14 protein-coding genes are annotated in these 13,385 nt (G+C 64.0%); 4 read left to right on the top strand and 10 right to left on the bottom strand.

The features are described from left to right. Positions 1–260 precede the first annotated feature (260 nt). Together L879_RS0107410 and L879_RS0107405 are read right to left on the bottom strand one after the other, a co-directional pair. Complete coding sequence (locus L879_RS0107410) at positions 261–1,079, bottom strand: universal stress protein (protein ID WP_035458960.1); 819 nt, start codon at positions 1,077–1,079, stop codon at positions 261–263. Positions 1,080–1,258: 179 nt separating this feature from the next. Next, positions 1,259–1,471 carry a DUF2905 domain-containing protein gene (locus L879_RS0107405; RefSeq protein WP_027315540.1) on the bottom strand — a complete coding sequence of 71 codons (213 nt, stop codon included), beginning with the start codon at positions 1,469–1,471 and terminating at the stop codon, positions 1,259–1,261. 345 nt (positions 1,472–1,816) lie between these two features. On the opposite strand from L879_RS0107405, the gene L879_RS0107400 reads away from it, so the two are divergent. Next, positions 1,817–2,767 (top strand): zinc metalloprotease HtpX, encoded by a 951-nt coding sequence (locus tag L879_RS0107400; RefSeq protein WP_210163810.1) that lies wholly within the window; start codon positions 1,817–1,819, stop codon positions 2,765–2,767. A 328-nt stretch (positions 2,768–3,095) separates the two neighbouring features. Here the strand turns inward: L879_RS0107400 and L879_RS20855 are convergent, their stop codons facing one another. Then, positions 3,096–4,133, bottom strand: a complete 1,038-nt coding sequence (locus L879_RS20855) for a TerC family protein (RefSeq protein ID WP_210163809.1) — start codon at positions 4,131–4,133, stop codon at positions 3,096–3,098. 256 nt (positions 4,134–4,389) lie between these two features. Here L879_RS20855 and L879_RS22675 point away from each other — a divergent pair, with 256 nt between their 5' ends. Both L879_RS22675 and L879_RS20845 read left to right on the top strand, forming a co-directional pair. Next, positions 4,390–5,256 (top strand): hemerythrin domain-containing protein, encoded by an 867-nt coding sequence (locus L879_RS22675; RefSeq protein WP_051435129.1) that lies wholly within the window; start codon positions 4,390–4,392, stop codon positions 5,254–5,256. Positions 5,257–5,373: 117 nt separating this feature from the next. Beyond that, positions 5,374–5,919: a BON domain-containing protein gene (locus tag L879_RS20845; RefSeq protein ID WP_051435128.1), complete on the top strand. Its 546-nt coding sequence runs from the start codon at positions 5,374–5,376 to the stop codon at positions 5,917–5,919. Between the two features lie 232 nt (positions 5,920–6,151). Here L879_RS20845 and L879_RS0107375 read toward each other — a convergent pair whose 3' ends face one another. From L879_RS0107375 to L879_RS0107345, 7 genes are all read right to left on the bottom strand, one after another. Then, on the bottom strand, positions 6,152–9,028 hold the full coding sequence (locus L879_RS0107375; RefSeq protein WP_027315538.1) for an ATP-dependent Clp protease ATP-binding subunit: 2,877 nt from the start codon (positions 9,026–9,028) through the stop codon (positions 6,152–6,154). After that, complete coding sequence (locus L879_RS24055; protein ID WP_051435127.1) at positions 9,009–9,389, bottom strand: hypothetical protein; 381 nt, start codon at positions 9,387–9,389, stop codon at positions 9,009–9,011. The genes L879_RS0107375 and L879_RS24055 overlap by 20 nt, the downstream gene beginning before the upstream one ends. Positions 9,390–9,533: 144 nt before the next feature. After that, a complete protein-coding gene (locus L879_RS0107365) occupies positions 9,534–9,938 on the bottom strand; it encodes an SPW repeat domain-containing protein (protein WP_027315537.1) in 405 nt (134 codons plus the stop codon). Positions 9,939–10,332: 394 nt separating this feature from the next. Then, the gene (locus L879_RS0107360; RefSeq protein WP_027315536.1) at positions 10,333–10,560 is read right to left on the bottom strand and encodes a hypothetical protein; all 228 of its coding nucleotides are present in this window, start codon (positions 10,558–10,560) and stop codon (positions 10,333–10,335) included. Positions 10,561–10,708: 148 nt separating this feature from the next. Further along, entirely contained in the window at positions 10,709–11,272 is a 564-nt protein-coding gene (locus tag L879_RS0107355; protein ID WP_027315535.1) for a sigma-70 family RNA polymerase sigma factor, read from the bottom strand. Between the two features lie 107 nt (positions 11,273–11,379). Then, on the bottom strand, positions 11,380–11,721 hold the full coding sequence (locus L879_RS0107350) for an SPW repeat protein (protein WP_245265182.1): 342 nt from the start codon (positions 11,719–11,721) through the stop codon (positions 11,380–11,382). Positions 11,722–11,888: 167 nt separating this feature from the next. After that, complete coding sequence (locus tag L879_RS0107345; RefSeq protein ID WP_027315533.1) at positions 11,889–12,350, bottom strand: Hsp20 family protein; 462 nt, start codon at positions 12,348–12,350, stop codon at positions 11,889–11,891. Between the two features lie 848 nt (positions 12,351–13,198). Here L879_RS0107345 and L879_RS23585 point away from each other — a divergent pair. Next, a complete protein-coding gene (locus L879_RS23585; protein WP_154664122.1) occupies positions 13,199–13,342 on the top strand; it encodes a hypothetical protein in 144 nt (47 codons plus the stop codon). The last annotated feature ends 43 nt before the right edge of the window (positions 13,343–13,385 follow it).

Raw genomic sequence — 13,385 nt, 5'->3', positions numbered from 1 at the left:
ACGTCGTTCATTCCGTCAGGCACCGCAGTCCGCCGACCTCATTCCAGGCTCAATGAGCAGCCAAGCTCAACGGTTTGGAATGATGGCGAGCTTAGGCCCCCAGCCCGAGGGCTGCCCTGAGATCTCGGCGGCTCCTACCCGCTTGGACGCCGGAGCGTCCCCTGACCGATCCATGGTTGGCGTGGCAGCGTGCGCCGCGATCCCCTTGCGCCAAGTTCGGCCGGTTTTAGGGACGCGGCAGCGTGCTATTGGCGGCCGGATCAGTGCGACATGAGCACCGGCAGGGTCATGGTTTCGAGGATTCCACGCGTCGCCCCGCCCAAGATGAATTCGCGCACGCGGGAGTGGCCGTAGCCGCCCATCACCATGAGGTCGGCCTGTGCGTCGAAGGCGTGCGACGACAGGGTGCTCGCGACGTCCCCGGCGCTGGGAAGCCTGCGGAACTGCGCATCGATGCCGTGGCGCTCCAGGTGGCGGACCATTCTCTGGCCGGAGGTTTCGGCCTCGCTCGGCTCATCGGCGATCGTGAGAATTTCGACCCGCTTGGCTCGTTCCAGAAACGGCATCGCGTCACCGAGCGCACGCGCCGCCGTGGCGCTGCCGTCCCAGGCGACCAGGACGGTCTCGAGCCGGAACGGTGCGATCGGCGCGTAAGGGACGATCAGGGCAGGTCGGCCGGATTCGAACAGGACCGATTCCACCATGATCTCCCGGTCGCCCGGCGCGTCCGGGTTCGGCTGTTCGATCACCGCGAGATCGAAGTGTCGTGCCAGAGGGCCGAGCGCACGGCCCGTCAACCCAAGCGTGACCTCGACCGGCTCGGTCTCGACGGCGACGCCAAGGCCCTGGGCTGTCGTAGCAAACCCCTCAAGGGTGCGACGCGCCTCCTCCCGCGAGGCCTCAAGAACCGAGGTCAGCAGCGGGACGGATGCTTCTGGCCAAGCGACGCTCGCTGTCGGATCGTGCACGAGCATCGTCGCCGTAAGGTGCGCCCCAAGCACGGAGGCCAATGAAGCCGCATAAGGACCAACCGTTCTGGAACTTGCGTCAAACACAACAACGACGTCTTTGATCGCCATGGGAACGTCCCTCCCGCTACCACAAGGTCTGACTATGTATGGCGTCTTGGGCTTCCGTCGACACAGGCCCTCGGAGACGCCGAAGTCGCGGCTCGCCCACCGGGAGTTGGAGCGCCAGCGACCTTTCACCGTTCGGTTGTTGAAGGTTTGATGGGCCTCGCACGGCGCTCTGCCTTTGCTCAGGACCAGCGGTTAATCGCCCACAGGACCAAGCTGAGGATCTGGCTCACAAGGATGCTGGTTGCCAGCGGCATATACAGCGACAGGCCATCCCGCTGGATCAAAATGTCCCCCGGCATGCGGCCGAAGCCCAGCTTCTCCAGTACCGGCCAGAGCAGGCCTGCGAGCACGAGCAGGAGACCCTGCCCAATCAGTATGCGCGAGACCTCCATGCGCACCTCCGATGCGCGAATCCACACCCGTCCAGGTGGTGATGCGGACGCCTGAGGTCAAGGATCACAACGGCGCTCTCATGAACATGACCTCCTCGGGAGGGATCAGGCGAGAGCAGACGGATCTGTTTACTTCGAGTCCCGTTGTGACGTCTGCCCTTACACCGCTTCGCCGCTCGCCCGTTGAGGTCCAAACCGCCGGAAGGAGGAAACAGCGAGCGCTCTCTGCCTCGCGGCCCATGACACTTTTCAGTCGGCCCGGGTTACCGTCACAGGGTCGTCCTTTCCAGTTTTACAAAACGGCAAGTCCTGCTTAACTCATACAAACGTGCCATGATCAGCCCCTTGAATGAACGTGAGCGCCTTCGCCACAAGCGCCGGAACCGCATCCAGTCAATGCTCCTGATCGGAGGCATGGGAGCGCTGTTGGCGGCCTGCGGCTGGATCATCGCAGGCGGGGAGGGGATTGCGTGGGCGCTCTTCGCCGGCAGCATCAGCCTTCTGTTCACCCCCTATGTCTCACCCTGGCTCATCCTGCGCATGTACGGGGCCGTGCCGATCGTACCCCACGAGATGCCAGCGCTCTTCCAGCTTCTCGCGCTGATCTCGGATCGTGCCGGGCTCCCGCAGCCGCCCGCGCTCTACTATGTGCCGAGCCGAATGATGAACGCCTTCGCGACTGGCGGGCGGGGCGAGGCGGCGATCGTGGTCACGGACGGGCTCCTGAGGCATCTCACCTTGCGCGAGCTGGCAGGCGTCCTTGCGCACGAGGTCAGCCACATCCGCAACAACGACCTCTGGATCATGACCCTCGCCGACGTCGTCAACCGGATGACTGCCGCAATGTCCCTAGCCGGCGTGATCCTTTTTCTGGCGAGCCTGCCAGTCCTGCTGCTCGAAGGGAACTTCGTGCTCTGGCTCTTGGTGATCCTTCTCGTGTTTGCGCCGGCGCTCGCCAGTCTGCTCCAGCTCGCCCTCTCGCGGACGCGGGAATATGATGCCGACCTGGATGCGGCGGGGCTCACGGGCGACCCGCTCGGCCTTGCGTCGGCCCTGGCAAAGCTGGAACGCTATGAGGGCGGCCTGCTGGAGACCTTGTTCCTTCCGGGCCGGCGCATTCCCCATCCCTCGCTGCTGCGAACGCATCCGGATACACACAGGCGCATCGAGCGATTGTTGGCTTTGGGATCACGCCCCATCGAGCAGGAACTGTACCCGGGACCTGTTATCCTGCCTTCGCGCTTAGGTCCTCCGCAACGGAGGCCTCATTGGCGCCCAACCGGCCTCTGGTATTAAGCGGGTCTCCAACGCGTGGTTCGGCCGGCTCGCCTGACTGATCTGACCGCCCAGCCGTGCTCCTGCGGATTTGCGGGTCAGCGGCAGAGCGCGCCAATGAGGTATACGACCCAGGTCAATCTTCGCTCGTCGCGCTTGCCCATAGCCGATCGGTCCGGCAGCTTCCTCCTGTTGGGTGCGGTTCCGGATGATGGATAGGATGGCCGGCCAAGTACTGGAACATTCCAGTTACGCCCCTTCTGCCTGAGCGGAGCTCGAGCCTCGGCTTTTTCATGGAAGGTGGCATGATGTGCTCCGGTCGGCCTGGCAAACCGATAGGGAGCGTCGTCTAAGACGACTGCGATGCACGCTCCGGCGTCGGGCGCGCCCGACGCTTCCCGTCTGCCTGGGAACGGCTGCCCGGCACCCAGCCGGTGGGCATCTTGACCTCATCCTCGGGCTTCAGGCCGCGCGTCCGCAGCAGCGACAGCCCGATTGCGCCGATGATCAGGATGGCTGTGGCGAGCAATGCCGCTTCGGTAGGGATGATCTTGCCGCCATAGAGATGGTTCACCGTCATCTTGACGCCGACCAGCACGAGGATCAACGATAATGCGTACTTGAGGTAGACGAACCGCTTCACGATCCCGGCGAGCGCGAAGTAGTGCGCCCGCAGCCCGAGAATCGCCATCACGTTGGACGTGTAGACGATGAACGGGTCCTGCGTGATCGCCAGGATCGCCGGGATGGAGTCGACGGCGAACACCAAGTCGGTGAACTCGACCATCACCAGCACGAGGAACAGCGGCGTCACGTACAGCGCGCCGTTCCGCCGGACCAGAAAATGCGTCCCTTCGTAATCCTCCGTGACCGGTAGCCGGCGGCGGAGGAGCTTCAGGACGGTGTTGTTCTGGAGATCGGGCTCGCCCTCGGCCGCGAACAGCATCCTGATCCCTGTAATGATCAGGAACGCGCCGAAGACCAGCGTCATCCAGGCGAATGCGTGCAGGAGCTGGACGCCGGCGAAGACCAGCACGGCCCGGAGCGCCAGCGCGCCGAGCACACCCCAGAACAGGACCCGGTGCTGGTAGGCGGCCGGAACGCCGAAGTTGGAGAAGATCAGGACGAAGACGAAGATGTTGTCGATGGAGAGCGACTTCTCGATGAAATAGCCGGTCAGGAACTCGACACCAGCCTGCCGGCCGAGGAACCAATACACCCCGCCGGCAAACAAGAGAGCGAGTACGATGTAGCCCAGGCTCAGCCACAGGGCCTCCCCGACACCGATGGCGCGAGCCTCCCGGTGCAGGACGCCGAGGTCGAGCACGAGGAGCCCCACTACGAGGACAGCGAACGCCACCCACAGCCAGATGTCACCTTCCATCATAGGTCACCCTTCAGCCATGATCGAAGCAACGGTCGAACGACCCATAAAACTTCGTAGGCGTTTCTGGGTTCATCAAGGGAGGAGAGGGCGGTAGACCGCGTCGACGCGGTCGCTACAACGGGTGAAGAGACGATCATCTCGGGCATGGCTGGGGCGTGCGCGACGTCTCCGGGTCGCACCCCGCGCTTGGCGACTGGCCGGAACTGCTCGTGTTTTCCTCCCGTTATTACGTGCTTTCGACTGAAGGAGCGGCGCAATGGACCTTTGGCAGCTGATTGCAAACGACCATGCCAACATCGCGGACCTCTGCGGGGAGATCCCCCGGGCCTTTCCGGACGGCGGCGTGCGGAGCCGGGAACGCCTGTTCAGCGATCTCGATACCGAGCTGCGGCGGCACCTGGAGGCGGAGGAAGAGAGCCTCTACGATGCGCTTGAGGACCACGACCGGGCCGAACACCTCGTGGCCGAACTGGAGCACGAGCATGAGGAGATCGAGCGCTGGCTCGGCGAACTCGCCCGCATGCGGGACAAGGGGAGCCCAGAGTGGACCCAGAGGTTCCGCGATCTGGACGCCCTGATCGAGGGGCATTTCCATCGCGAGGAGCAGGAGCTCCTGCCGCTGGCGCGCGAGCTCCTGGGGGAAGAGGAGGTGCGCGAACTCCGCCACGAATACGTGGAGGAAAACATCGAGGCGCTGCGGGCGCGGCACGGCGGATGGAACGTGCCCTCATCCGGCCTCCTCCTGGGAGCGCTGGTCGGGGCCGCAGTGGGCGCTGTTGCCTTTGCGGCCTGGCGCACAGGCGCCCTGAGGGGGCTTGCGGCACGGACCCCGACGCAGTTCCTCCTGTCCCGGGCCCCGGTGCTCGGCCGGCTCAGTCGCCTCGGCCGCGGCGGGCGAGCCGTACGGCAGTATGGGGCCGACGTGCTGAAGGAGGTAGCTCAGCGCACGCGTACGTCGGTCCAGGACATATCATCTCGTCTGCGCCTGCCCTTGGGGACGACCTACGCCGTTGTGGCGGCCCTGGAGCGACAGGGGCTCGTGCGGTCCGCCGGCCACCAGGGACCGGCTCGGGGACGAGTGGTGGCGATCACCACGCGCGGACGCGAAGAGTCTCGACACTGAGACTGCCGGCTCTGCCCATCATTGGCGTCTCAGCGCCAGGCGGTCATGGCGCCGCCCCCTGGTCAGGGGCGGCGCTCGCTCCGCTGCAGGCGGGGTTGGCAGCTTTCAAGGAGCCCCGTGACGACGTCGTTGAATGAAAGCCGTGCCATCTGCCCGGCGCCGACCCAGACAAGAAGGTCCGCGATCACAATTAAGCCCCAGGTCGGGTCCAACAAAATGAAGACTGATGCAGAGATCAGAAACGATGTTGAGATCGAGATGAAACGCGATGTGTGTCTTGTCGATCCTTCAGACATCGCGGTTGCCGTCAAGGGCGGTGTTGTTACACTCGCAGGGTTCGGCAACTCATGGTTGGACCGATACTACGCGCAGCGCGCAGCGAAACGCGTAAAAGGAGTCCGTGGCCTAGCAAACAACATTCAGGTGAGACGGACCACAGGGGATCAACGGACAGACCCTGAGATCGCCCGGGAGGCAGTCGCCGCGATCAAGCGTGAAATCCCGTCGGTCGCCGACGACGTCAAGGTGATCGTGAACGACGGGTATGTTTCGCTCGAGGGATTTGTGGAGTGGCATTACCAGAGGGAACTGGCTCAAAAGGCCATTCGCGATGTGAAGGGGATCAAGAACATCGTCAACGTCATTGGCCTCAAACCAGCGTAGTTTCGATATCGCTGGGGACGCATTCATCCTGAACGCCCGGCGTGACCCCGCCCTACGGCTGCGGAACCAAGCGGGAGCGAAGGCACGTCGTCCGTTACAAGGTCCCATTCCATGGGCTGCGCCCAATACGCAGCCCTGGAGGGACGGGGCGGTCGACGCGCTGTATCAGACCTGGGCAGGACTGATACAGCGCGTGGAATGTGCTCCGGCGTGTCGCTGTGCACCCGACGTCTTACTCGGCCGCCGTCCGGCCTTCGTCGCCGGACCCACGCTGGGCCTCCCGCTCCACCTCGACTGCATTGCTATGGCCGGCTGTGGCCTCGCCGTCGGCCTGCGTCGCACCCTCCGCCTTAGGCTGGGGCTCCAGCACCACCTTCTGCTCGTGGCTGTCCCAGCGTGCCAGCACGCGGTCGCCCTCGTGAACCTCGTTCGCCAGCATGGCGCGGGCAAGCTGGGTTTCAAGCTCCGAACGGATCAGGCGCCGCAACTCGCGGGCGCCGAACTCCGGCCGGAAGCCCGCCGCCGCCAGATGGTCGATCAGGCTTCCGTCGATGACGAGCTCGACGCCCTGGCCATGCGCCGTGCGCTTCACCCGTTCGAGCTGCATCTCCACGATCGAGCGGATCTCGTTCCGGCTCAGGGCATGGAAGACGATGATCTCGTCGATGCGGTTGATGAACTCGGGCCGGAAATGGCCGCGCAGCACGTCCATCAGCTCGCGCTTGAGGCGGGCCTGATCGTCTTCCGCCGTGCCACGCACGTTGAGGTGGCGTTGGATGATGTCGGAGCCGAGGTTCGACGTGGCGATCAGGATCGTGTTGGTGAAGTCCACCACCCGGCCCTTGCCATCGGTGAGCCGCCCGTCGTCGAAGACCTGCAGCAGGACGTTGTAGACGTCCGGGTGCGCCTTCTCGATCTCGTCCAGCAGCACCACGGAGTACGGGCGCCGCCGCACGCGCTCGGTGAGCTGTCCGCCCTCCTCATAGCCCACATAACCGGGAGGCGCGCCAATCAGCCGGGCCACCGCGTGGCGCTCCATGTACTCGGACATGTCGAGGCGAATCATGGCGTCCTCCTCGCCGAACACCGTCTCGGCAAGCGCCTTGGCCAGCTCCGTCTTGCCGACGCCTGTGGGGCCGAGGAACAGGAAGGTCGCGATGGGACGACGCCCTTCGCGCAGGCCGGCCCGGGCGAGGCGCACCGCATCGCTCACCGCTCGAACCGCCTCCTCCTGGCCGATCACCCGCTGGTGCAGGCGCTCCTCCATCTTTACGAGGCGCTGGCGCTCCTCGGTGGTGAGCTCATTAACCGGAACGCCCGTGAGCTTGGAAACCACCTGCGCGATGTGCTCGGTGCGCACCTCGGCGGAAGCCGAGCCCCGCTCGCGCCGCCAACGCTCGGTCGCCTCCTGCAGCTCCTTGTTGCGGGCGTCGTGCTCGGACTGGATCTGCGAGGCCCGGTCGAACTGCTTGCGCGAGGCGGCATAGTCCTGCTCGCGCTTGAGTTGGCGCACCTCGGCTTCCAACTCCTGCACGTCGACCGGCCGGGCGGTGGTTGAGATCTTCACCCGCGCGGCAGCCTGGTCGATCAGGTCGATGGCTTTGTCGGGCAGGAAGCGACCGGTGATGTAGCGGTCGGACAGCTCCGCCGCCGCTATGATCGCCTCGTCCGTGATGGTGACCTTGTGATGCGCCTCCAGGGTGTCGCGCAGGCCACGCAAGATCATGATCGTCTGAGAGACCGTCGGCTCGGGCACGAACACCGGCTGGAAGCGGCGTTCCAGGGCCGCGTCCTTCTCAATGTGCTTCTGGTACTCGTTGAGCGTGGTGGCGCCGATCAGGTTCAGCTCGCCACGAGCGAGTGCTGGCTTGAACACGTTGGCGATGTCGAGCCCGCCTTCGCCGCCGCCCTGGCCCGCGCCCACGATGGTGTGGATCTCGTCGATGAACAGGATCAGCTCGTCCTCGCGCTCGGTGACCTCCTTCAGGATCTGCTGAACCCGCTCCTCGAACTCGCCGCGGTACTTGGAGCCGGCCACCATGGAGTTGATCGAGAGCTCGACCAAGCGCTTGTTGCACAGCGCCTCGGGCACCTCGCCGGCCACCATGCGCTGGGCGAGGCCCTCGACGATGGCAGTCTTGCCGACGCCGGGCTCGCCGATCAGAACGGGATTATTCTTCTTGCGCCGTGCCAGCACTTCGATGGTGGTCTCGATCTCGCGGGCGCGCCCGATCACCGGATCGAGCTTGCCCTCGCGGGCGAGCTTGGTGAGGTCGCGCGAGTACTTGTCGAGGTTGGGCGTGTTGCTGGGCGCCTCGACCCGGCCTTCCTCGGCGCCACGGCCGACCACCTTTGTGATCTGCTGGCGGATGGCCTGGGGCGTGAGGCCGTAGCGGCGCAGCACATCGGCCGCGATGCCTTCGCCTTCCTCGGAAAGGCCGATGAGCAGATGCTCCGGGCCGACATAGGAGTGGCCGAACTCGTTGGAGGCCGAGAAGGCGCGGGAGAGGGCGCTCTTCACCCGGGGCGAGACGCCGATCTCGTCGCCTTCCTTCAATTCACCGTCGCCCCTCCGGCTTTCCTGGACAATCTGGTTGCGCAGGTCGTCGAGGGAGACCTTGAACTGGTCCAGGATGGTGCGAACGACATCGCTTTCGGTGAGCGCCAGGAGCAGATGCTCCGTGTCGACCTCCTTGCGGCCGAACTCACCGGCGCGGCGGGCGGCGGATTGGAGGATCTCCTCCGCATGCCCGCTCAGGCGGTCGGCGACGCCGGCTGCGGCACCCCGGCCGCGCCCCCGGCTCGAGCGGACCGGAATGGCCCGCCCCCCGCCTTCCGGTGCCGTATCGTAGGCTTGGTCATCGGCTCCTCCGGAGGGGCTTCCGCCGAAGAAATCGCTCCCCAAGGGATCGCTGCCAAAGAACTCGTCCAACAGGCTGCCACGCCGGCCGAAGAGGGACTCCAGCGGCGAGCTCGATCGCTGTTGCCTCGCCAGGCGACGGTAGTCGACGTCGCACAGCTCCATGGTCTGGCGCTGCCCGTTGCTCACGACCTGCGCCCGAACCGTTGCAGGCCGCAACCCACATACGTCACAAAGTCCATTTGCCATGACTGTGCTCCCTGAACTGTTGCTGCCTTAACTGTTGCTCCCTGAACTGTTGCTGCCTTAACTGTTGCTCCCTGATACGTTCCAGTACCCAAAAATACGCTTCGATGATTGGAGTGGTTTCAGCTTGGCCAATGCGAAAGCCCCATCCGTTGATGGGATACGGTACTCCTGAAAAGCAGTCCGTTGCACCGCCCAAGCTGGCTCTTGAGTTGCCAGGTTGGATCGCGCCGAAGCCTCTTGCCGTCAGCTCGACCATCTCCGCGTCCGGAGCCACGAGGTAGCGGGCATCGACGAGTTCCCGGACGGCCACTGCGACCGCAGGGTCTGTGCCGAGCCGCTCATCGATGGCCGCCGTCGTCATGCGCGCGCCGGGCCGCCGGCGGAACCGACGGAATAGATCCAGGATTTACCAGGCAATCTCGCTAAAGTTCATTGATCCGCGTCTCCGTCTTCAAGGTGTGGTTCTGCGGCTCGCATGATGACCTGATATTTAGGTTCCTTTTGCTCAGGCAGGGGTCGCCGGCTGGTCGAGGTAGTGGACCCACAGGTCGATCAGGGTCATCGCCACCACGGCCAGACCCGCCGTGACGTGCATGCCGACCGCGTTCTTGATCTCGCCGAAACCGAGCAGCCAGGGACCAAGGAGAGCGAAGGCACCCAGTGCCAGGCTCGCCCAGCCCTGCCAATCCCGCGCGTCGATGGTCCGCGTGAGGGTGGTGGCCCCGAGCAGAAGGCCGATGAGCACTGCACTCCACATCGCGACCGAAGCGTCCGCATATCGGAACGTCCATGGCGATACGATCAACATGACGGCCATTGCTGCGTTGACGGCCTCTACGATGGTCCACTGCTGCGGAGTGCGGTTCCGATCGAGATTTTTGCGTTCGTCGATTCTAGGGCTGTAGTTCATCGTCTCACCTCCGTTCTCAAGAGAGGGTCACGTGAGCTCAAACTCCAAGGGATCCGTATGTGATGACACAGGCTCAGCCTGTCCCCAATGCAGATGGGATGAGCGATGGCCGTTGTCCAGAGCTCGGCCTGACGGGCAGTGAGGATGCAGGAGCGTCACCTTCCTCAGTGCGATCGCGAACCGCACACGTCGCAGTACAGTCAACGATCCACCAACGGGACTGCTCCCGATCATTATCCGGTGCCAGATCACTGGCTCTGAAGAGGCGAGGGAGGTTTTCCCAGCACGTTAAAGTGTTTGCTCGGGCCTCCTGGCCGATCAATGCCGTTCTGGTGGATCCAGCTCTTCCTCCCGATTTGATGCTAGGATCAAGCCGGTCCCCTCCTGTCCCGCATCACGAGCGGATGGGATGCTCCTCCACCAACGTTCCGATCAGTCGGAGCAGCTCCTGGTGCTCAGGACCCTTGCCGGAGCTGAGAAATGTTCCGATATCGATATGCGCCACGTGGCCCCCGGAGGCCACGTTAGCCTCGTGCCGGATGAAAATGTCCCCAGAGGTGTCGCGGATCAGGTACCAGCGGTCGCCGTTCGGGCTGGTGTAAAGCGTGCGGGCCTTCTTCATGCACTGTGCTCCAGTACGCACCAGACGGGTCTCAGGGCTACAGCATGTATTCTTGATGCCGTTATACAACGTGCTGTGGCGGTGGACTAGATTTCCCGCATCAGAAGCCGTCCCAACCGGACGTGTCATGACTGCCGTGACGAATGAACTAATCATTCCCTGCGTCAGTCCGGTCGTGGCCGATCACAGCCTTAAGAATGTCGTCCGGACCGAACTCGTAACCGGCTTCGATTTGGAGCAAAGCCATAAGGTGAGTGCGGGCCCGGTTGACCCGACTCTTGATCGTTCCGACAGCGACGCCGCACACGCGAGCCGCCTCCTCATAGGACGCACCCTGAGCACCAACGAGGATCAACGCCTCCCTGTGCAGCGGTGGAAGCCGTCCGAGCGCGTGCCGAAAGTCTTCGAATTCAAGATGTGACTGCTGCTCCGGCCGGATCATCAGCCCGGCTGCCCGCTTGCCGTCCGGGTCGTCCACTTCGCGCCGACGCCGACGCTGTTCGGTGTAGAACAGGTGACGCAGGATGGTGAAGAGCCACGCTCTCACGTTGGATCCTGCCTCAAACTGGTCGGCGTGCGACCACGCCCGCAGAATGGTCTCCTGCACGAGATCGTCAGCCCGTGGCCCGTCGCGGGTGAGCGAAAGCGCGAAGGCCCGCAACTCCGGTAAAGCCGCTAGGAGCAACGTGCTGAATTGAGCGTTCGCCGTCATCGAACATCTCCTCAGCCTCGACGCCCGCGTCGTTCGACAGAGGCGATCCTAGGTCAGGGCCGGTCCACCGGCGCCTGGCCCTGACCCTTCCTCTGTGCTGCGGACGCTTAGGAGGCTCTGGTCGGCGGGGAGCCGTGGATGAGCCAGAGCCCGAGAGCCGCGAGAACCGCGACAGCCAGACCGACCAGCACATGGGTCCACATGGCCGCGATATTGTCGGCAAAGCTGAGAACCCAAGGGGCCGCCATTGCCCAGAGCCCGAGGGCGGCGTTGACCCATTCTTCCCATTCCTGCAGTTCGGTGATGGCGAGCGCTGCCATCAAGCCGATTGCCAAGCCGCACACACCCGCGTTCCAGGTTGCGGCCGGCACGTCGCGGAAGCCGACAACCCACGGCGAGAAGAACAGGAACACAGCCAGGATGCTGTTGATGATGTTGGTCGCGGTCAATTCACTCCTATGCTTCAATCCCATCATAGCCAACCTCCCTTTCTTGAAGCGAAGGTTCATGCCACACGCCCATGAGGCCGCTATCCGCCGAACGCGAGCCGGAGCCCCGCGTCCCGCGATCAAACCGGTTTGCCGGAGCAGCCACCAGCATGGCCTATCAACCAAGCCTACGCCGTCTTCTCGTGCTCGATGGTCTTCGGGCCATTCCCGCTGGCGATCTCGATGCGCCGGGGTTTCATGTTCTCGGGCACCTCACGGACGAGGTCCAGCGACAATAGTCCGTTCTCCAGCTTGGCATCCTTGACCTGGACGTAGTCGGCGAGATTGAAGGTCTGCTTGAAGGCACGGGTCGGAATGCCCCGGTGCAGGACCTCCACCGTCGTATCCTCAGGATGCTTCTGACCGGAGATCAGCAGCACGCTGTCCTTCTGGACGAGTTCGATCTCGTCGGGCGCGAAGCCGGCCACGGCCATCACGATGCGGTAATGGTCACCGCCGATCTTCTCAATGTTGTAGGGCGGCCAGCTGGTCATGGGCTCGACCTGGGTGGACTGGTCGAGCATGTCGAACAGGCGGTCGAAGCCGACCGTCGACCGGTACAGGGGGGAGAAATCAAACGCCGTTCTCATCGCCATATCCTCCGTTGAGCAACATGGGTCCGAGGGCGCCGGACACCCGCCGGCGCCCGAGCCAAGCTATTGATAAGCCTTGGCAATCTTTGATTTAGGTGGTCCCGCGTCGTTTTCAAGAGGCGCTCAACAGCCCACCTGTCAAGATGCGCACGGGACAGGAGGAGCCAATCCGGCAGCAGGCTTACGGCGCGACGGGATGCGGACTGAAACAGCCGCCAACGCCCGCGGCGTCTGAAGTGACCTGACGGGTGTAACCGGAAGCAATGGCCCCGAACGTTCCGGGCTATGTCCCAAGCCGTCCGCTCCTCCGGAGGCATCGAAATCGGCCAACGAACGTCGCGCCTCAGGCTGTGTCTCACGAAGAGCGCAAGGCTCTTGGGCACGATCTGCGGGGATGGCGCGAACCCGGCTCCTGTCAGACCAGCAGTCATGCCGGAGTGAACCGGCGGCTCATTCCGGCCTAGCACGATGATGCCCTTCGGAGTCGGGGCGCGGACGGGCGCAGGTCTCGTTCTACACCACTCCGAAAGATCCATGCGTCCGCCCAGGGGTTTCATTGTGCGGGCCTTATCAGGAAACGAGCGTGATCCGATCTCGCGACCATCAGGTCCGTTGTCGGGCCCCGCTGTGGAAAGGCTCCTCTCCTCCGCAGGACTGCAGAGCGGCTCGCTCCTGCAAATCGGGGCACTCCGGCCTCGGCCGCAGCTGGAAGATCTGGTGATTGTTGGCTGCCTGCCCTGCCGGCCCTCAGCACGCTTATGCGAAGAGCATCCGAGAAACCAGGGGCGAGGTGCCGCGTTATCAGCCCGGCACGGAGAGTGTGCTGAACCTCAGGAGGTTTTGCCATGACCATGTCGGAGATCACCAACAAGCTGAAATACGACATCTCGGATGCGCTCAAGCGCGTGGCCGGCAAGCTGCCGTTCCGCAAGGAAGGGCAGGGAGGCCAGTCTTCCTCGGCGAGCAGCCGATCCGAATGGAAGAAATAACCAAATGCGGTGGGGTGCTTGCCCGAGCGCCCCACCTTACAGC

The organism is Microvirga flocculans ATCC BAA-817 (assembly GCF_000518665.1).
GTDB lineage: Bacteria > Pseudomonadota > Alphaproteobacteria > Rhizobiales > Beijerinckiaceae > Microvirga > Microvirga flocculans.
Note: the sequence above shows the minus strand (reverse complement) of the source record. Positions and strands in the feature narration are given on the sequence as shown.